The sequence below is a fragment of the Enterobacter cloacae complex sp. 397G4 genome (genome assembly GCF_050031515.1).
Classification (GTDB): domain Bacteria; phylum Pseudomonadota; class Gammaproteobacteria; order Enterobacterales; family Enterobacteriaceae; genus Enterobacter; species Enterobacter hormaechei_C.
In genome coordinates, this window is the sequence record NZ_JBLGWE010000001.1 from 846,260 (window position 1) to 865,534 (window position 19,275).

Here is a 19,275-nt window from a genome sequence, read left to right on the forward strand (position 1 = left end):
TCTCGCAGTGCGTGTTGCGCTGCACGATTTTTTTGAAGTAGTCGATGGCGTTTAGAGAATGAATACACAACAACTGGCAAAACTGCGTTCTATCGTGCCCGAGATGCGTCGCGTCCGGCACATTCACTTTGTCGGCATCGGTGGTGCTGGCATGGGCGGTATTGCCGAAGTGTTAGCTAACGAAGGCTATCAGATCAGCGGGTCTGACCTGGCGCCAAACCCTGTTACGCAGCAGCTGGCGTCGCTGGGGGCGACTATCTATTTCAATCATCGCCCGGAAAACGTGAGCGATGCGAGCGTGGTTGTGGTGTCCAGCGCTATCTCCGCGGATAACCCGGAAATCGTTGCGGCGCATGAGGCGCGCATCCCGGTGATCCGTCGCGCGGAAATGCTGGCGGAACTGATGCGTTTCCGTCACGGCATTGCGGTGGCCGGTACGCACGGTAAAACCACCACAACAGCGATGGTCTCCAGCATTTATGCGGAAGCGGGTCTCGACCCGACGTTCGTTAACGGTGGTCTGGTGAAAGCCGCTGGCGTGCATGCGCGTCTGGGCCACAGCCGTTATCTGATTGCGGAAGCGGATGAGAGCGATGCGTCGTTCCTGCATCTACAGCCGATGGTGGCGATCGTCACCAACATCGAAGCTGACCATATGGACACTTACCAGGGCGACTTCGAGAACTTAAAGCAGACCTTTATTAACTTCCTGCACAACCTGCCGTTCTATGGCCGTGCGGTGATGTGCGTGGACGATCCGGTTATTCGCGAGCTGCTGCCGCGCGTCGGGCGTCAAATTACGACCTACGGCTTCAGCGAAGACGCGGATGTACGCGTAGAAGATTACAAGCAGATCGGTGCGCAGGGGCATTTCACCCTCGCGCGTCAGGATAAAGACCTGCTGCATGTCACCCTGAACGCTCCGGGACGTCACAACGCCCTGAATGCGGCAGCGGCGGTGGCTGTTGCGACAGAAGAAGGCATTGACGATGAAGCGATCCTGCGCGCACTGGAGAGCTTCCAGGGGACGGGCCGTCGCTTCGACTTCCTCGGTGAATTCCCGCTGGAGCCGGTAAACGGTAAGCCAGGTTCTGCGATGCTGGTAGACGACTACGGTCACCATCCGACGGAAGTGGACGCAACCATCAAAGCGGCACGCGCGGGTTGGCCGGAAAAGAATCTGGTCATGATCTTCCAGCCGCACCGTTACACGCGTACTCGCGATCTGTATGACGATTTTGCCAACGTCCTTTCGCAGGTTGATACCCTGCTGATGCTGGATGTTTATGCAGCGGGTGAAACTCCGATTCCGGGTGCGGACAGTCGTTCTTTATGTCGTACCATCCGTGGACGCGGTAAAGTGGATCCTATTCTGGTTCCCGACCCGGCTCAGGTGGCTGAAATGCTTGCCCCGGTCCTGACGGGTAACGATCTGATCCTGATTCAGGGCGCGGGAAATATCGGCAAAATCGCCCGTACCTTAGCTGAAATCAAACTGAAGCCGCAAACTCAGGAGGACGAGCGTCATGGCTGATAAGATTGCTGTCCTGTTTGGCGGCACTTCCGCCGAACGCGAGGTTTCTCTGAATTCGGGCGCTGCCGTGCTGGCGGGCCTGCGTGAAGGTGGCGTGGACGCGCATCCGGTTGATCCGAAAGAGGTGGACGTCACGCAGCTGAAAGCGATGGGCTTCGATAAAGCCTTTATCGCGTTGCACGGTCGCGGCGGTGAAGACGGCACGTTGCAGGGGCTGCTGGAGCTGATCGGTATGCCGTACACCGGCAGCGGCGTGATGGCATCCGCCATCTCCATGGATAAACTGCGCAGCAAAATGCTGTGGCAGGGGGCGGACCTGCCCGTTGCGCCATGGGTTGCACTGACGCGTCGTGAATATGAAATGGGTCTGTCGGACAGCGTTAATACACGCATTGCGGCACTGGGCTTACCGGTTATTGTGAAGCCGAGCCGTGAAGGGTCGAGCGTGGGAATGTCCAAAGTCGATAAAGCTGTAGATTTGGCTGACGCTTTAGCACTGGCATTTCAACATGATGAAGAAGTTCTGATTGAAAAATGGCTTAGCGGGCCGGAATTTACCGTCGCGATGCTTGGCGAAGAAATTTTACCGTCAATTCGCATCCAACCCGCCGGAGTCTTCTATGATTATGAGGCGAAGTATCTCTCTGATGAGACGCAATATTTCTGCCCAGCGGGTCTTGAAGCAGAGCGTGAGGCCGAATTACAGTCTCTGGTGCTTAAAGCCTGGAATGTGCTGGGATGTCGTGGCTGGGGACGCATTGACGTGATGCTTGACGGTGACGGGCAATTTTATCTGCTGGAAGCAAACACGTCTCCGGGTATGACCAGCCATAGCCTTGTGCCGATGGCGGCGCGTCAGGCGGGAATGAGCTTCTCGCAGTTAGTCGTACGTATTCTGGACCAGGCGGGCTGATATGTCTCAGGCTGCATTGAACACGCGCAACCGCGATGACGAAGAAGAATACTCCTCTTCGCGCCGGAGTAATGGAACGCGTCTTGCAGGGATCATCTTCCTGCTCGGGGTGCTGTGCACCGTGTTTATCAGCGGCTGGATGGTGCTGGGCTGGATGGAAGACGCGCAGCGGTTGCCGCTGTCGAAGCTGGTGGTGACCGGGGAGCGACACTACACGCGTAACGATGACATTCGCCAGTCGATTCTGGCGCTTGGGTCGCCTGGCACCTTTATGACGCAGGACGTCAACATTATCCAGAGTCAGATTGAACGTCTGCCGTGGATAAAACAGGCGAGTGTCAGAAAACAATGGCCTGATGAATTGAAGATTCATCTGGTTGAATATGTGCCGATTGCGCGTTGGAATGATCAGCATATGGTTGACGTAGACGGAAATTCGTTCAGCGTCCCGAGCGATCGTGTCAACAAGCAGAATTTACCGATGTTGTATGGCCCGGAAGGCAGCGAAAACGAAGTATTGCAGGGTTTTCGTGAGATGGGGCAGGTGCTGGCTAAGGATCGCTTTACGTTAAAAGATGCTGCGATGACGGCGCGCCGTTCCTGGCAGTTGACCCTAACGAATGGCATTAAGCTCAATCTTGGCCGCGGCGACACAATGAAACGTCTGGCGCGTTTTGTAGAACTTTACCCGGTTTTACAGCAGCAGGCGCAGACGGATGGCAAACGGATAAGCTACGTTGATTTGCGCTATGACTCAGGCGCAGCAGTCGGTTGGGAGCCGGCTCCGGTCGAGGAACCTAATCAGCAACAAAATCAGGCACAGGTACAGGCAGAACAACAATGATCAAGTCGACGGACAGAAAATTGGTAGTAGGACTGGAGATTGGCACCGCGAAGGTTGCCGCTTTGGTAGGGGAAGTTCTGCCCGACGGTATGGTCAATATCATTGGCGTGGGCAGCTGCCCCTCCCGTGGTATGGATAAAGGTGGGGTAAACGACCTTGAGTCGGTGGTGAAATGCGTTCAGCGCGCCATCGACCAGGCTGAATTGATGGCAGATTGCCAGATTTCCTCTGTCTATCTGGCCCTGTCTGGTAAGCACATCAGCTGCCAGAATGAAATCGGTATGGTGCCGATTTCTGAAGAAGAGGTGACGCAGGAAGACGTTGAGAACGTTGTCCACACGGCGAAATCCGTGCGTGTTCGCGACGAGCACCGTGTGCTGCATGTGATCCCGCAGGAATACGCGATCGACTACCAGGAAGGCATCAAGAATCCGGTCGGTCTCTCGGGCGTGCGTATGCAGGCAAAAGTGCACCTGATCACATGTCACAACGATATGGCGAAGAACATTGTAAAAGCCGTTGAACGTTGTGGCCTGAAAGTTGACCAACTCATTTTCGCCGGTCTTGCCGCGAGCTATTCCGTGCTGACCGAAGACGAACGTGAACTGGGCGTCTGTGTGGTCGATATTGGTGGTGGTACAATGGACATGGCCGTCTATACCGGCGGTGCGTTACGCCACACCAAAGTGATCCCGTACGCCGGGAATGTGGTGACCAGCGATATCGCTTACGCCTTTGGTACGCCACCGAGCGATGCAGAGGCGATTAAAGTGCGCCATGGTTGCGCGCTGGGCTCTATCGTCGGCAAAGACGAGAGCGTTGAAGTGCCGAGCGTAGGCGGGCGACCGCCGCGCAGCCTGCAACGCCAGACGCTGGCAGAGGTGATTGAGCCGCGTTATACCGAGCTGCTCAACCTGGTCAACGAAGAGATTTTGCAGTTACAGGAACAGCTTCGCCAGCAGGGTGTGAAACATCATCTCGCGGCGGGGATTGTATTAACCGGCGGGGCAGCGCAAATTGAAGGTCTTGCGGCCTGCGCTCAGCGCGTGTTCCATACGCAGGTGCGTATTGGTGCGCCGCTGAATATTACCGGTTTAACGGATTACGCTCAGGAGCCGTATTACTCAACGGCCGTGGGCCTGCTGCACTACGGGAAAGAATCCCATTTGAGTGGTGAAGCAGAAGTGGAAAAACGCGTCTCGGTGGGGTCTTGGGTCAAACGACTTAACACCTGGTTGCGAAAAGAGTTTTAATTTTTTTAAGAGACCGGAGAGAATTAGCGGTCTCGGGCGACAGGCACAACGGAGAGAGAGATTATGTTTGAACCTATGGAATTAACCAACGACGCGGTGATTAAAGTCATCGGCGTCGGTGGCGGCGGCGGTAACGCCGTAGAGCACATGGTGCGCGAGCGCATCGAAGGTGTTGAATTCTTCGCGGTGAACACCGATGCGCAGGCGCTGCGTAAAACGGCTGTTGGCCAGACGATTCAGATCGGTGGTGGCATCACCAAAGGTCTGGGAGCAGGGGCTAACCCGGAAGTGGGCCGCAACGCGGCTGAAGAAGATCGTGAAGCGCTGCGCGCTGCACTGGACGGTGCAGACATGGTCTTCATCGCAGCGGGTATGGGCGGCGGTACAGGTACCGGTGCAGCACCCGTTGTGGCGGAAGTCGCTAAAGATTTAGGTATTCTGACCGTTGCTGTCGTGACCAAGCCTTTCAACTTTGAAGGTAAGAAGCGTATGGCTTTCGCGGAGCAGGGTATCACCGAGCTGTCCAAGCACGTGGACTCTCTGATTACCATCCCGAACGACAAGCTGCTGAAAGTGCTGGGTCGCGGTATCTCTCTGCTGGACGCCTTTGGCGCGGCAAACGACGTGCTGAAAGGCGCGGTTCAGGGTATTGCTGAACTGATTACCCGTCCTGGTCTGATGAACGTTGACTTTGCAGACGTTCGCACCGTGATGTCCGAGATGGGCTACGCGATGATGGGCTCTGGCGTGGCGAGCGGCGAAGACCGTGCGGAAGAAGCCGCTGAAATGGCGATCTCTTCTCCACTGCTGGAAGATATCGATCTGTCTGGTGCGCGCGGCGTGCTGGTCAACATTACCGCTGGCTTTGACCTGCGTCTGGATGAGTTCGAAACCGTGGGTAACACCATCCGTGCGTTCGCCTCTGACAACGCGACCGTTGTTATCGGTACGTCCCTTGATCCGGAAATGAACGACGAACTGCGTGTGACCGTTGTGGCCACCGGTATCGGTATGGACAAGCGTCCTGAGATCACCCTGGTGACCAACAAACAGACTCAGCAGCCGGTTATGGATCGTTACCAGCAGCACGGTATGGCGCCTCTGACTCAGGAGCAAAAACCCGCTGCGAAAGTGGTGAACGACCCAACTCCACAAACGGCAAAAGAGCCAGATTATCTGGATATCCCGGCGTTCCTGCGTAAGCAAGCTGACTAAGAATTGGCTGGAATTTGGGGATTTGCGCTCTTTGTGCTAAACTGGCCCACCGTTAGTGATATACACTCTCGGTTGGATAGTTAATTTGGCGAGATTATACGATGATCAAACAAAGGACACTTAAACGTATCGTTCAGGCGACGGGTGTCGGTTTACATACCGGCAAGAAAGTCACACTGACGTTACGCCCTGCGCCGGCCAATACCGGGGTCATCTATCGTCGCACCGACTTGAATCCACCGGTAGATTTTCCGGCCGATGCCAAATCTGTGCGTGATACTATGCTCTGTACTTGTCTGGTGAACGAGCATGACGTGCGGATTTCTACCGTAGAGCACCTGAACGCCGCCCTGGCGGGTCTGGGTATCGACAACATTATGGTTGAAGTCGATGCGCCAGAAATCCCGATCATGGACGGGAGTGCTGCTCCGTTCGTTTATTTGTTGCTGGATGCCGGCATCGAAGAACTGAACTGCGCGAAGAAATTTGTTCGCATTAAAGAGACCGTTCGCGTCGAAGATGGCGACAAATGGGCTGAATTCAAACCGTACAATGGTTTCTCGTTGGACTTCACCATCGATTTTAACCATCCGGCGATTGACTCCAGCACCCAGCGCTATGCGATGAACTTCTCTGCGGATGCGTTCATGCGTCAGATCAGCCGAGCACGTACCTTCGGCTTTATGCGTGATATCGAATATCTGCAATCCCGCGGCCTGTGCCTGGGCGGCAGCTTCGATTGTGCCATCGTTGTTGACGATTATCGCGTACTGAACGAAGACGGCCTGCGTTTTGAAGATGAATTTGTTCGTCACAAAATGCTGGACGCGATCGGCGACCTCTTCATGTGTGGTCACAACATCATTGGTGCATTTACCGCGTTTAAATCCGGTCATGCACTGAACAACAAACTGTTGCAGGCCGTCCTGGCAAAACAGGAAGCCTGGGAATATGTGACCTTCGAAGACGAAGCTGAACTGCCGCTGGCGTTCAAAGCCCCGACTATGGTCCTGGCGTAACGGTTGAAGCCGTTTCGTAAGAAAAGCGACTGGTTCACCTGGTACTCTCTCCGACCAGGGAAGCCAGTCGTTTTTATTTCTGCCCTTCTTTAATTTGTCCCCCTCACCCCTGGCCTGTGTCGGGTGCCGAATAACGGTGTGTTCGCTGCATTATTGACCGTTTTTACCTGCTGCAAGGTGTCATTCCTGCTGCCGTGTATTGGCTTTAGTGGTAATATCTGGGCGCTAAAAAAGAATAACTGAACTCAGCCTGCACTGGCGGGCGAACGTGGTGGAGCAAGTGAGCGGAATACTGACGCGCTGGCGACAATTTGGCAGACGTTACTTCTGGCCGCATCTCTTATTGGGGATGGTCGCGGCGAGTTTCGGCTTGCCTGTGCTCAGCAACAGCGCAGACGCGGCCACGCCAGCACGTTCCACGACGACCAAACACGATCTCACCACACGGGTTAACTTCACTAATCTCGCATGGCTTGAAGCCAGCCGCCGTCCCAATTTCTCCGTTGATTACTGGCAGCAGCACGCGATTCGCACGGTTATCCGCCATCTGTCGTTCGCGATGGCGCCGCAGACGATGCCTGTTGCGGAAGAAACGCTGCCGGTTCAGGCTCAGCATCTTGCCCTGCTCGATACGCTTAATGCGCTTCTGACGCAGGACAACCAGCCGCCAGTGACCGTAAATCAGACGGCGCAAACGGATTTTGTTTCCCCTGCATCCTTCTCTGTTTCGACATGGATTAGCCAGGTTCACGGCATCCGTGCCGGGCCTCAACGCCTCAGCTAAATTAACCTTTTTCAATACCTTAATTTATCTGCCCGACTGGGGCGTTTGAGAATTTATTATGCTAATCAAATTGTTAACCAAAGTTTTTGGTAGTCGTAACGATCGTACCCTTCGCCGCATGCGCAAAGCTGTGAACGTCATCAACGGTATGGAACCGGCGATGGAGAAGCTCACTGATGATGAGCTGAAAGCGAAAACCGCGGAGTTCCGTGCGCGTCTGGAGAAAGGTGAAACCTTAGAAAGCCTGATCCCGGAAGCCTTCGCCGTTGTACGTGAGGCCAGTAAACGCGTGTTCGGCATGCGTCACTTCGACGTGCAGCTGCTGGGCGGGATGGTGCTCAACGAGCGCTGCATCGCGGAAATGCGTACCGGTGAAGGTAAAACCCTGACGGCAACGCTGCCGGCTTACCTGAATGCGCTGACGGGTAAGGGCGTTCACGTTGTTACCGTCAACGACTATCTGGCGCAGCGCGACGCCGAAAACAACCGTCCGCTGTTCGAATTCCTCGGCATGACAGTAGGCATTAACATGTCCGGCCTGCCGGCACCTGCCAAGCGTGAAGCCTACAACGCGGACATCACCTACGGCACCAACAACGAATACGGCTTCGACTACCTGCGTGACAACATGGCGTTCAGCCCGGAAGAGCGCGTCCAGCGTAAACTGCACTATGCGCTGGTGGATGAGGTTGACTCCATTCTGATCGATGAAGCGCGTACCCCGCTGATCATCTCCGGCCCGGCCGAAGACAGCTCCGAGATGTACCGTAAAGTCGACAAAATCATTCCTCACCTGCTGCGTCAGGAGAAAGAAGACTCCGATACCTTCCAGGGTGAAGGTCACTTCTCCGTGGATGAAAAAGCGCGTCAGGTCAACCTGACCGAACGCGGCCTGGTGAAAATCGAAGAGCTGCTGGTGGCTGAAGGCATTATGGAAGAGGGCGAGTCTCTGTACTCCCCGAGCAACATCATGCTGATGCACCACGTAACGGCCGCACTGCGCGCGCACGCCCTGTTCACCCGCGACGTTGACTACATCGTTAAAGACGGCGAAGTCATCATCGTCGATGAACACACCGGCCGTACCATGCAGGGACGTCGCTGGTCCGATGGCCTGCACCAGGCCGTGGAAGCGAAAGAAGGCGTGGATATTCAAAACGAAAACCAGACGCTGGCCTCCATCACCTTCCAGAACTACTTCCGTCTGTACGAGAAGCTGGCGGGGATGACCGGTACCGCAGATACCGAAGCGTTTGAGTTCAGCTCCATCTATAAGCTGGATACCGTGGTAGTACCTACCAACCGTCCGATGATCCGTAAGGATATGCCGGACCTGGTATACATGACTGAAGCGGAAAAAATTCAGGCGATCATCGAAGATATTCGCGAACGTACCGCGAAGGGCCAGCCGGTACTGGTGGGGACCATCTCCATCGAGAAATCCGAAGTGGTATCTAACGAGCTGACTAAAGCGGGCATCAAACACAACGTTCTGAACGCCAAGTTCCACGCTAAAGAAGCAGATATCGTTGCGCAGGCCGGTTACCCGGCTGCCGTAACCATCGCCACCAACATGGCGGGTCGTGGTACCGATATTATGCTCGGCGGTAGCTGGCAGGCCGAAGTGGCGGAGCTGGAAAACCCAACCCCAGAGCAAATCGCGCAGATCAAAGCCGACTGGCAGGTGCGTCACGACGCGGTGCTGGCATCCGGTGGTCTGCACATCATTGGTACCGAGCGTCATGAATCTCGTCGTATCGATAACCAGCTGCGCGGTCGTGCAGGTCGTCAGGGTGATGCCGGTTCTTCCCGCTTCTATCTGTCTATGGAAGATGCGCTGATGCGTATTTTCGCCTCTGACCGTGTGTCCGGCATGATGCGTAAACTGGGAATGAAACCTGGCGAAGCGATCGAGCACCCGTGGGTTACCAAAGCGATTGCCAACGCCCAGCGTAAAGTAGAAAGCCGCAACTTCGATATTCGTAAGCAGCTGCTGGAATATGATGACGTTGCCAACGACCAGCGTCGTGCGATCTACACCCAGCGTAACGAACTGCTGGACGTGTCCGACGTGAGCGAAACCATCAACAGCATTCGCGAAGATGTGTTCAAAGCCACTATCGACGCGCACATTCCGCCGCAGTCTCTGGAAGAGATGTGGGATATCGAAGGTTTGCAGGAACGTCTGAAAAACGACTTCGATCTCGAACTGCCAATCAAAGAGTGGCTGGACAAAGAGCCTGAGCTGCACGAAGAGACCCTTCGCGAGCGTATCTACGAAACCGCGCTGGACGTCTACAAGCGTAAGGAAGAAGTGGTTGGCGCAGAGATGATGCGTCACTTCGAGAAAGGCGTAATGTTGCAGACCCTGGACTCCCTGTGGAAAGAGCACCTGGCGGCAATGGACTACCTGCGTCAGGGTATCCATCTGCGTGGTTATGCGCAGAAAGATCCGAAGCAGGAGTACAAGCGTGAATCCTTCTCCATGTTTGCTGCCATGCTGGAGTCGCTGAAGTATGAAGTCATCAGCACCCTGAGCAAAGTTCAGGTGCGTATGCCGGAAGAAGTGGAAGCGATGGAGCAGCAGCGTCGTGAAGAAGCTGAGCGTCTGGCACAGATGCAGCAGTTGAGCCATCAGACCGATGAGAGCGAAGCCGCAGCGGCAATCGCAGCGCAGACGGGCGATCGTAAAGTCGGTCGTAACGATCCGTGCCCATGCGGTTCCGGCAAAAAATACAAGGCGTGCCACGGCCGTCTGAGTTAAGAACATAACAAACTGAAAAGGCGCAGATATCTGCGCCTTTTTTATGGAAGTGACATGATGAAAACACTGCAAATTGCTGTCGGGATCATTCGCAACCCGCAAAATCAGATCTTCATTACCCAACGTGCCGCCGATGCGCACATGGCCAACAAATGGGAATTCCCCGGCGGAAAAATCGAATCAGGTGAAACGCCGGAGCAGGCGCTGGTGCGTGAGCTTCAGGAAGAGGTGGGGATCACCCCGCTTGGCGCAACGCTGTTCGATAAGCTGGAGTACCAGTTTCCGGATCGTCACATCACGCTGTGGTTCTGGCTGGTTGAAAACTGGGAAGGTGAGCCGTGGGGAAAAGAGGGGCAGCCGGGTAACTGGATTGAGCTTCAGGCCAGCGATGCGGAAAAATTTCCGCCTGCCAATGAGCCTGTGATCCTCCGGCTGGCCGCACAACCGTAGGCCTGCTAAGCGAAGCGCCAGCAGGCTTTGAACGTTACTGCTGGTTTTCGCTCCAGTCATCGCTATCCGAGAGATCGCCTTCGCTCGGAATGCGTTTCTCTTCCGCCGCCCATTCGCCCAGGTCTATAAGCTGACAGCGCTTGCAGCAGAATGGGCGAAATGGACTCACTTCTCCCCAGACGACAGTTTTCCCACAGGTTGGGCAGTTTACGGTGGTTACGTCAGACATTGGCACTCCTTAACAACAGGCCAGTTCAAAATCGAGGCGTTCCGGCACGGTGCCATGTTCACTGTCCAGCGGCATAAAGCGGATCGCGAAACGGCTTTTATGCCCGGAAATTTGCGGGTAAAGCTGCTCGCCAAGAGACAGGTTCAGGCGCAGAAGATCGGCGTCGTCGCCGTTATCCTGATAGAAACCGTTGAGACTGGTTTGTTTGCGGAACGGGGCAGAGTTACGCACAAGATCGAGGATCAGGGATAACGTCTGATTCATCGGCTCCAGGCTGCCCAGCCAGCTGTTCACCTGGCGATCGCGCTGTTCCTGCGGCATGTGCAGCCACATATGCAGCGTTGGCAGGTCAAAGCTACAGCATCCGCCCGGTATGCTCAGGCGCTGGCGCACCAGCGCAATCAGACGATCCTCTCGTAAAAACTGGCCAACGCGCGGCGCGGCCATCAAGGTCGTGCTGCTGTTTTTTAGCTGCTGGCGTAAAGCGTCAATTCGACTTTGATCCACGCCCGGTACTTCGGCCCAGGCCTGTAATTTACGCTGCTGGCGCTCCAGCTCTTTCAACAGCTCAGTGCGGACGTCGCCGCGTTCAATCACATCCAGCAGATCGCCCACGTTGCGGAAAAAATGCAGCGCGGTGGCGTGATCGTTGACAGGCAGATGTTGTGAAAGCTGTTGAATAAGAAATTCTATGCGTAGCCAGGTACGCATTTTTTCGTTAAGCGGATGCTCAAAAAGGATATGAGTCGACATTATGGTTTTTCCTGTGCAACGGCCTGCGCGGCGAAGGTCAGATACTGCGCGTGCAGACGAGCAACATCCGATGCAATGGCATCTGGTGCGCCGTTATTATCAATAACATCATCCGCAATGGCGAGGCGCGCTTCGCGCGTGGCCTGTGCGGCAAGAATTTGTTCAGCATGCTCGCGTGAAACATGGTCACGCGCCATGGTTCTCTGGATTTGCGTTTCGCGGGAAACGTCAATCACCAGCGTTCTGTCTGCTTTATTTTGAAGCTGATTTTCCACCAGTAACGGGACCACCCATAACACATAGGGCGAACTGGCTGCGGCAATCTGACGCTGAGTTTCCTGGTGGATAATGGGGTGGAGCAGGGCATTAAGCCAGGCTTTTTCCGCTGGATCGGAAAATATGCACTCACGCAGCTGCCGACGATTCAGGGTGCCGTCAGCCTGTATCACGGGGCGACCAAAATGCGCTTCGATGGCGTTTAAGGCGGGTGTATTGGGTTCTACCACCTGACGGGCAATGATATCGGCGTCGATAATCGTGATGCCGAGACGAGCAAACGCGTGCGCAACGGTGCTTTTACCACTACCGATGCCGCCGGTTAATGCGACGATATACCCCATTAAATCAGATCCTGGGAATTATTCAGTTTTAAAATCAGTTGCTTAAAATTCAAACTTACAACAGCCAATGTTTAGCTCTCTTTACCCGCTTTTTACCAGGTAAATTTATAGGATTGTAGCGTAAAAAAAGAGAATTTCGCAGTCTTGCGGAGCAGGTATTAGTGCGTATGATAGCGTCACTGGAGTTGTGCTTTTAATATATTTGCCTCTAACCCCAGGAATCCGCACATGCGTATCGAAGAAGATCTGAAGTTAGGTTTCAAAGACGTTCTTATCCGCCCTAAACGCTCTACACTGAAAAGTCGCTCAGACGTTGAACTCGAACGTCAATTCACCTTTAAGCATTCCGGTCAGACGTGGTCTGGCGTGCCGATTATCGCGGCCAACATGGATACCGTCGGGACCTTCGAGATGGCGACCGCACTGGCGCAATTCGACATCCTTACTGCGGTACACAAACACTACAGCGCTGAAGAGTGGGATGCGTTTGTCGCCTCCGCCTCGGCTGACGTGGTGAAGCATGTGATGGTCTCGACCGGTACCTCTGATGCAGATTTCGAGAAAACCAAACAGATCCTGAACGCCAATCCGGCGCTGAATTTTGTCTGCATTGACGTGGCAAATGGTTATTCCGAGCATTTCGTTCAGTTCGTCAGCAAGGCACGTGAGGCCTGGCCAACCAAAACCATCATCGCGGGCAACGTGGTGACCGGTGAAATGTGTGAAGAGCTGATCCTCTCCGGGGCCGACATTGTAAAAGTTGGCATTGGCCCGGGGTCCGTTTGCACCACGCGCGTGAAAACCGGTGTGGGTTATCCGCAGCTGTCTGCGGTAATTGAATGCGCTGACGCTGCGCACGGTCTGGGCGGCCAGATCATCAGCGATGGTGGCTGCACCATGCCAGGCGATGTCGCGAAAGCCTTCGGCGGCGGCGCGGATTTCGTGATGCTCGGCGGCATGCTGGCAGGCCACGAAGAGAGCGGCGGTACCGTGGTGGAAGAGAACGGCGAGAAATTCATGCTGTTCTACGGAATGAGCTCTGAATCCGCGATGACCCGTCACGTGGGCGGTGTCGCGAAATACCGTGCGGCGGAAGGCAAAACCGTTAAGCTGCCACTGCGTGGTCCGGTCGAAAACACGGCGCGCGATATCCTCGGCGGTCTGCGTTCTGCCTGCACCTACGTTGGTGCTTCCCGCCTGAAAGAGCTGACGAAACGCACGACGTTTATCCGCGTTCAGGAGCAGGAAAACCGCGTATTTAATAGCCTCTGACGGCTACGGCTGGCGCGCGTCCGTGCGCCAGCGTTACCCCGCGCTCATTGCATCCCCCAGATGGAAAATCGGCAAATACATTGCCACCACCAGCGTGCCGATAATCAGACCCGTCACGACCAGTAGCAAAGGCTCAAGAAGCGCTGCCAGATTGTCTGCCTGCTGAAATGTCTGTTCCGTATGGTGGCGGGCCAGATTCATCAGCATCACATCCAGTGAACCCGACACTTCTCCGGTGCGAATGAGCTGAATACACAGTGGCGTAAAAACAGAGGCCTTCTGGAAGGAGGACCACACGGGCATCCCCTGTTCGATATCGCTGCGTATCTCACGGAGTTTCTCCTGCCAGTAGCCCCTCTCAACGGTCTCCTCCACACTCTCCAGTCCTTGTAAAAAGGCAATTCCGGCCTGCTGGGTTAATGACAGCACGGTAAAAATCTGCCCCAGTTTTTGCCCGCGCGTCAGCGTGCCCATCACCGGTACGTGTAACAAGACATACTGCCAGCGTGGATGCCGCCGCAGCTTACAGGCGATGACAACCATTGCCACGAGCAGGGTCAAAAGGGTGAGGATATGCGCCTGAACCAAGGCCGCCAGCCCCATGACTGCCTGCGTGAGCAAAGGGAGCGGGGTGTTGAACGTTTTGTAGATTGCAGCAAACTCAGGCAAAACCAGCGTGACCATCGCCAGCACCACGAAAACGGCCAGCGTCAGGATGATCAGCGGATAGCGCAGCGCTTTCTTTACCTTCGCACTGAGCTGCTGCTGGGATTTTTGTTGCTGCGCAAGCTGACGGCAGCAGGCTTCGAGCTTACCCGTCAGCTCACCCGTCTTCACCATTGAGACATAAAGAGGGCTAAACACCTCTGGCCATTTCTTCATGGCCTCTGACAGGGCGCAACCTTCGCTCAGGTCATCAGCAAGACTGTGCAGCAGCGCCTGCCAGTGCTGCAAAGGATGCTGTTCCGCAAGCATGTGCAGGCTTTGGGATAGCGTGAGTCCAGCCTGTAGCAGCGTGGCGAGCTGGCGAAAAATATCGTAGCAGTGCTGCACCTGCCATCGGTGGCGCTGCTGACAGCGTTTTAGCGCCAGCGGGTGCAGTTGTTTAAGCACCAGAGCCGTGTAAGCTGCGCCACGGTCGATGGCCCAGAGGGTGCCGGTTTGCACCTCCCCCTCGGTGTTCAGGGCACGCCAGCGCCAGAGCGAATTAGCAGCCATCGGGCATTCCCAGGACGCGCAACAGCTCTTCGAGCGTGGTCAGCCCTTGTTCTACGGCCATGCAGCCATGCTCAAACAAAGAGGTCATTCCCGCCTGACGAGCGCTGGACCCAATCACCTCCGTGCTTGCTCCGCTGGCGATGGCCTGCCGCAGCGTGTCGTCGATGACGAGCACTTCAAAAATGGCTACGCGACCATAAAAACCGTGGTAGCAGCGATCGCAGCCGGTGGGTTGCCAGCGAGGAAGCGGCCGGGGCCACAGCGTGCGGGGTAATTCGGTGTGGCGGCTGGCTTCCTGTCGGCAGTACGGACATAAACGGCGCACCAGTCGCTGGGCAATCACCATCGAGAGCGCCGAAGAGATCATCCAGCGCGCGACGCCCATCTGTTGCAGCCGTACCAGCGTTTCAGTCGTCGAATTAGTATGGAGGGTGGACAGCACCAGATGCCCGGTTTGCGCCGCCTTAATGGCAATTTCTGCCGTTTCGCCGTCACGAATTTCACCCACCATAATGATGTCAGGATCCTGCCTGAGCAGGGCACGCAGCACGCTCTGGAAGGTCAGCCCCGCGCGCGGATTAATCTGCGTCTGGTTTAAGCCTGCAAGCGGGATTTCAACGGGATCTTCCACGCTGCAAATATTGACGTCAGGGGTATTTCGCACCTGTAACGCGCTGTACAGCGTCACTGTTTTCCCGCTACCGGTCGGGCCGGTGACCAGAATCAACCCCTGAGGGCTGTTAAGCGCCCCGGCAAAACGGGCCTGCTGGTCTGCGCTCATCCCCAGCTGTTCAAGCTCCAGTGCCTGCTGTACCTGGTGAAGCAGACGAAGCACGATTTTTTCTCCACCGCTACAGGGAAGGGTTGCGATACGAAAAGAGACGGGGACGCTTGCCAGCTCCACCGTAAACTGGCCGTCCTGCGGCAGCCGGCGCTCCGCAATATCCAGTTGACCCAGCACCTTCAGGCGTGCGGCAAGCGTCGTCCCGAGGGTGGCAGAGATCGGCAGTTGCGGGTAGAGAACACCGTCGATTCGCAAACGGATTTGGTAGCCGTGCTCCGTCGGTTCAATATGGATGTCAGAAGCCCGCTGGTTTACTGCCTGCTGCAAGGTTGTACTGAGCACGTCAGCGGCTGAGTTTGGCGCTATGCCCGGCAGGTGTGATGATGAGAGGGACTGAAGCCGTTTTTCCATCCGTTCGGCCGTCCAGCACTCAATATCAATACGCTTCTGCGTGGCGAAGCGTAACGCTTCCATCAGCTCAGAGGCAGGATTACCCACTACCGCAATGCTGATCATGTCGGTGTCGCTTGCGAGTAGCAGTGCGTGATGGCGCTGACAGAGCGTCATAAGCTGTTCAGTATTCATTGTCCACTCCTGTCAGTTGTTATCGAAGCGGAAAACATCTTCACAGGCTTGTCTGAGCGCCGTGTCGGACGCAATTTTGCAGTCACGCGTCCAGCCCGTCATTCCGTTACCGTCGCTCCAGATCGGTGTCATGAGCACTTCAAGTCCGTTAAGGCTTTCCTGCCCTGTTAACGATACGACCCCCTTCGCCACGCTCATCGCTGAAACGTAACGTGTGGTTGTCGGGGAGGGGATGCCATTGGTGCCTGCGTCGCAGCGATCCACACCACCACGATCCAGGGCGCAAAGCTCAATGGCGGTGCGGTAGGGGATGAACGTTTGCAGCATATCGGTGAGCGCCGCTTTTCGCAGGTAGTTCTGATAGGCCGGAACGCCAATGGCGCTCAGGATGGCAATAATGCCAATGACCACCATTAGCTCAATCAGGGTAAATCCTTGTTGTCTGTTCATGTCTGCTCCTTACGTTAAGTGGCGCTACTGTGGCAGTGCCAGCATGCAGAAACGAGGGACAAAAGCGTGAACGTGAAGGGGCTTTCAGGGAAATGATTCAGTGTTGCAGAGAAGGACAGCGTAATTGCGAGCGGTTTCGTATTTCCCCTCTCCGGGCGGAGAGGGGAGGCTAATTTATTTGAAGCGCATCGAGAGGTCGAGGGCGCGGACGTGCTTGGTCAGGGCGCCAACGGAGATGTAATCGACGCCGGTTTCAGCAAATTCGCGGATGGTGTCGAACGTCACGTTGCCGGACACCTCAAGCTGCGCCTGGCCGTTTGTGCGTTTGACCGCTTCACGCATCTGCTCCGTGTCGAAGTTATCGAGCATGATGATGTCAGCCCCCGCTTTAATGGCCTCGTCCAGCTCCTCCAGCGTTTCCACTTCCACTTCGACCGGCACATCCGGATGTAGCCAGAAGGCTTTTTCCACGGCCTGACGCACCGAGCCAGAGGCAATAATGTGGTTCTCTTTGATCAGGAAGGCATCGGATAGCCCCAGACGATGGTTGGCGCCGCCACCGCAGAGTACCGCGTATTTCAGCGCGGTCCGCAGGCCCGGCAGGGTTTTACGGGTATCCAGCAGCTGCGTGCGGGTGCCTGCCAGCAGGTCAACGTAGCGGCGTACTTCACTGGCAACGCCAGAGAGCGTTTGCACAAAATTGAGCGCGGTGCGTTCACCGGTCAGCAAGACGCGGGACGGGCCGTCCAGCTCGAACAGTGGCTGATTCGCCGTGACCGCATCACCGTCTTCAACGTGCCATGTTACCTGCACCTCGTCGCCTGCCAGCTGGGTAAAGACCTCCTCAACCCAGCGTTTGCCGCAGAAAACCCCCGCTTCGCGGGTGATGATCACCGCATGCGAGCGTGTCTCTTTTGGCAACAATTGGGCGGTAATATCGTTATCGGCGCTGACGTCGCCGCCGAGATCTTCTTTCAGGGCATGGGCAACGCTTGCCGGGATATCACTATTAATACGTTCCAGAAGCGCGTCACGTCGGTGGTCGGGGTTATAGCGGCGAGGCGGCATGATAAAACTCCAAATTGGTAACGAATCATAATATTGAAACATGCTACTCTGAACCGAGTAACAGCACCATAGATAAGGAGTTCCAGCATGTTGTTAGAAAACGGATGGCTGGTGGACGCGCGGCATGTACCGTCGCCGCACCACGACTGCCGCCCGGAGGATGAAAAGCCCACACTGCTGGTGGTTCACAATATTAGTCTCCCGCCGGGTGAGTTTGGCGGTCCGTGGATCGATGCGTTATTCACTGGAACGATAGATCCCGATGCCCACCCCTTCTTTGCTGAGATTGCGCATCTGCGCGTATCGGCGCACTGTCTGATCCGTCGTGATGGCGAAGTGGTTCAGTATGTTCCTTTTGATAAGCGAGCCTGGCATGCTGGCGTGTCGATGTATCAGGGGCGCGAGCGGTGCAATGATTTCTCTATTGGAATTGAACTGGAAGGAACGGACACCACGCCTTACACCGATGCGCAATATGAGAAACTGGTTGCTGTAACGCAAACGTTAATCGGGCGCTATCCCGCCATTGCAGACAATATTACAGGGCACAGCGACATCGCCCCGGAAAGAAAAACCGACCCCGGCCCGGCGTTTGACTGGTCCCGGTTTCACGCCATGCTTACCACGTCGTCAGATAAGGAGATAACATGACGTTGTTTACCATGCTGCTGGTTATGATCGCTGAACGCCTGTTTAAGCTCGGCGAGCACTGGCATCTGGATCATCGGCTGGAGGTGTTATTCCGCCGCATCAGGCATTTTTCCATGCTGCGCACGCTGCTGATGGCGGCAGGCGTGATGGCGATTACGTTCCTGTTGCTGCGCTCGCTTTACGGCCTCTTTTTCAACGTGCCGCTGCTGGTGGTGTGGATCCTGCTCGGCGTGCTGTGTATTGGCGCGGGCAAGGTGCGTTTGCACTATCACGCGTATCTGAAAGCCGCTTCCCGGGATGATGCCCACGCGCGCGGCGCGATGGCGAGCGAGTTGACGATGATCCACGGCGTACCGCCGGATTGCGATGAACGCGAGTTTCTGCGGGAGCTGCAAAACGCGCTGCTGTGGATTAACTTCCGTTACTACCTGGCGCCGCTGTTCTGGTTCGTGGTGGGCGGACCCTGGGGGCCGGTTCTGCTGATGGGTTATGCGTTCCTGCGCGCCTGGCAGACCTGGCTTGCCCGCTATCTTACGCCGCATGAACGTCTACAGTCCGGCATTGATGCCATCCTGCACGTGCTCGACTGGCTTCCGGTGCGTCTGGTAGGCGTGGTCTATGCCCTCATCGGTCACGGTGAAAAGGCGCTGCCCGCGTGGTTTGTCTCCCTTGCAGACTGCCATACCTCGCAGTATCAGGTTTTAACCCGACTGGCACAGTTCTCGCTGGCGCGTGAGCCGCACACGGATAAAGTCGCAACGCCAAAAGCTGCCGTCTCGATGGCGAAGAAAACATCCTTTGTGGTGGTGGTGATTGTGGCGCTGCTAACGATTTACGGCACGCTGGTCTGACCCAGCGCGCCGAAGCCG

The 19,275-nt window shown here is 55.7% G+C and carries 19 protein-coding genes; 12 read left to right on the forward strand and 7 right to left on the reverse strand.

The annotated features are described in order from the left end of the window. Positions 1–58: 58 nt before the first annotated feature. From murC to mutT, 9 genes are all read left to right on the forward strand, one after another. Complete coding sequence (gene murC / locus ACQG1Y_RS04045) at positions 59–1,534, forward strand: UDP-N-acetylmuramate--L-alanine ligase (RefSeq protein WP_003856345.1); 1,476 nt, start codon at positions 59–61, stop codon at positions 1,532–1,534. Further along, positions 1,527–2,447 (forward strand): D-alanine--D-alanine ligase, encoded by a 921-nt coding sequence (locus tag ACQG1Y_RS04050; protein WP_033486446.1) that lies wholly within the window; start codon positions 1,527–1,529, stop codon positions 2,445–2,447. The genes murC and ACQG1Y_RS04050 overlap by 8 nt, the downstream gene beginning before the upstream one ends. 1 nt (position 2,448) lies before the next feature. Further along, positions 2,449–3,291, forward strand: a complete 843-nt coding sequence (gene ftsQ, locus ACQG1Y_RS04055; protein ID WP_003856342.1) for a cell division protein FtsQ — start codon at positions 2,449–2,451, stop codon at positions 3,289–3,291. Then, complete coding sequence (gene ftsA, locus ACQG1Y_RS04060; protein WP_003856340.1) at positions 3,288–4,544, forward strand: cell division protein FtsA; 1,257 nt, start codon at positions 3,288–3,290, stop codon at positions 4,542–4,544. The genes ftsQ and ftsA overlap by 4 nt, the downstream gene beginning before the upstream one ends. Positions 4,545–4,607: 63 nt before the next feature. Next, the gene (gene ftsZ / locus ACQG1Y_RS04065) at positions 4,608–5,759 is read left to right on the forward strand and encodes a cell division protein FtsZ (RefSeq protein ID WP_003856338.1); all 1,152 of its coding nucleotides are present in this window, start codon (positions 4,608–4,610) and stop codon (positions 5,757–5,759) included. 101 nt (positions 5,760–5,860) lie between these two features. Beyond that, positions 5,861–6,778, forward strand: a complete 918-nt coding sequence (lpxC, locus tag ACQG1Y_RS04070; RefSeq protein ID WP_003856337.1) for a UDP-3-O-acyl-N-acetylglucosamine deacetylase — start codon at positions 5,861–5,863, stop codon at positions 6,776–6,778. A gap of 280 nt (positions 6,779–7,058) precedes the next feature. Continuing rightward, the gene (gene secM, locus ACQG1Y_RS04075; protein ID WP_032103219.1) at positions 7,059–7,562 is read left to right on the forward strand and encodes a secA translation cis-regulator SecM; all 504 of its coding nucleotides are present in this window, start codon (positions 7,059–7,061) and stop codon (positions 7,560–7,562) included. 58 nt (positions 7,563–7,620) lie between these two features. Next, a complete protein-coding gene (gene secA, locus ACQG1Y_RS04080) occupies positions 7,621–10,326 on the forward strand; it encodes a preprotein translocase subunit SecA (RefSeq protein ID WP_015572673.1) in 2,706 nt (901 codons plus the stop codon). Positions 10,327–10,383: 57 nt separating this feature from the next. Beyond that, a complete protein-coding gene (gene mutT, locus ACQG1Y_RS04085) occupies positions 10,384–10,776 on the forward strand; it encodes an 8-oxo-dGTP diphosphatase MutT (RefSeq protein WP_026080649.1) in 393 nt (130 codons plus the stop codon). Between the two features lie 34 nt (positions 10,777–10,810). On the opposite strand, the gene yacG is transcribed toward mutT, so the two are convergent. The 3 genes from yacG to coaE are packed head-to-tail and all read right to left on the reverse strand — an operon-like array spanning position 10,811 to position 12,378. Continuing rightward, positions 10,811–11,005 carry a DNA gyrase inhibitor YacG gene (yacG, locus tag ACQG1Y_RS04090; RefSeq protein WP_003856332.1) on the reverse strand — a complete coding sequence of 65 codons (195 nt, stop codon included), beginning with the start codon at positions 11,003–11,005 and terminating at the stop codon, positions 10,811–10,813. A 9-nt stretch (positions 11,006–11,014) separates the two neighbouring features. Continuing rightward, entirely contained in the window at positions 11,015–11,758 is a 744-nt protein-coding gene (gene zapD, locus ACQG1Y_RS04095) for a cell division protein ZapD (RefSeq protein ID WP_015572676.1), read from the reverse strand. Further along, positions 11,758–12,378: a dephospho-CoA kinase gene (gene coaE / locus ACQG1Y_RS04100; protein ID WP_032103181.1), complete on the reverse strand. Its 621-nt coding sequence runs from the start codon at positions 12,376–12,378 to the stop codon at positions 11,758–11,760. The genes zapD and coaE overlap by 1 nt, the downstream gene beginning before the upstream one ends. Before the next feature lie 228 nt (positions 12,379–12,606). Here coaE and ACQG1Y_RS04105 point away from each other — a divergent pair, with 228 nt between their 5' ends. Next, entirely contained in the window at positions 12,607–13,650 is a 1,044-nt protein-coding gene (locus ACQG1Y_RS04105) for a GMP reductase (RefSeq protein ID WP_017383777.1), read from the forward strand. 33 nt (positions 13,651–13,683) lie between these two features. Here the strand turns inward: ACQG1Y_RS04105 and hofC are convergent, their stop codons facing one another. The 4 genes from hofC to nadC form a co-directional block, all read right to left on the reverse strand. Next, a complete protein-coding gene (gene hofC, locus ACQG1Y_RS04110; RefSeq protein WP_033486448.1) occupies positions 13,684–14,868 on the reverse strand; it encodes a protein transport protein HofC in 1,185 nt (394 codons plus the stop codon). Beyond that, positions 14,858–16,237, reverse strand: a complete 1,380-nt coding sequence (gspE, locus tag ACQG1Y_RS04115) for a type II secretion system protein GspE (protein ID WP_032671436.1) — start codon at positions 16,235–16,237, stop codon at positions 14,858–14,860. Before gspE ends, hofC begins: the two co-directional genes overlap by 11 nt. 12 nt (positions 16,238–16,249) lie before the next feature. Beyond that, positions 16,250–16,687, reverse strand: coding sequence for a prepilin peptidase-dependent pilin (gene ppdD / locus ACQG1Y_RS04120; RefSeq protein WP_017383774.1), 438 nt, complete (start codon positions 16,685–16,687; stop codon positions 16,250–16,252). A gap of 174 nt (positions 16,688–16,861) precedes the next feature. After that, positions 16,862–17,755: a carboxylating nicotinate-nucleotide diphosphorylase gene (gene nadC / locus ACQG1Y_RS04125; RefSeq protein WP_015572681.1), complete on the reverse strand. Its 894-nt coding sequence runs from the start codon at positions 17,753–17,755 to the stop codon at positions 16,862–16,864. Between the two features lie 87 nt (positions 17,756–17,842). On the opposite strand from nadC, the gene ampD reads away from it, so the two are divergent. Then, positions 17,843–18,406 (forward strand): 1,6-anhydro-N-acetylmuramyl-L-alanine amidase AmpD, encoded by a 564-nt coding sequence (ampD, locus tag ACQG1Y_RS04130; RefSeq protein WP_017694507.1) that lies wholly within the window; start codon positions 17,843–17,845, stop codon positions 18,404–18,406. Then, positions 18,403–19,257, forward strand: coding sequence for a beta-lactamase regulator AmpE (ampE, locus tag ACQG1Y_RS04135; RefSeq protein ID WP_368740701.1), 855 nt, complete (start codon positions 18,403–18,405; stop codon positions 19,255–19,257). Before ampD ends, ampE begins: the two co-directional genes overlap by 4 nt. Positions 19,258–19,275 lie beyond the last annotated feature (18 nt).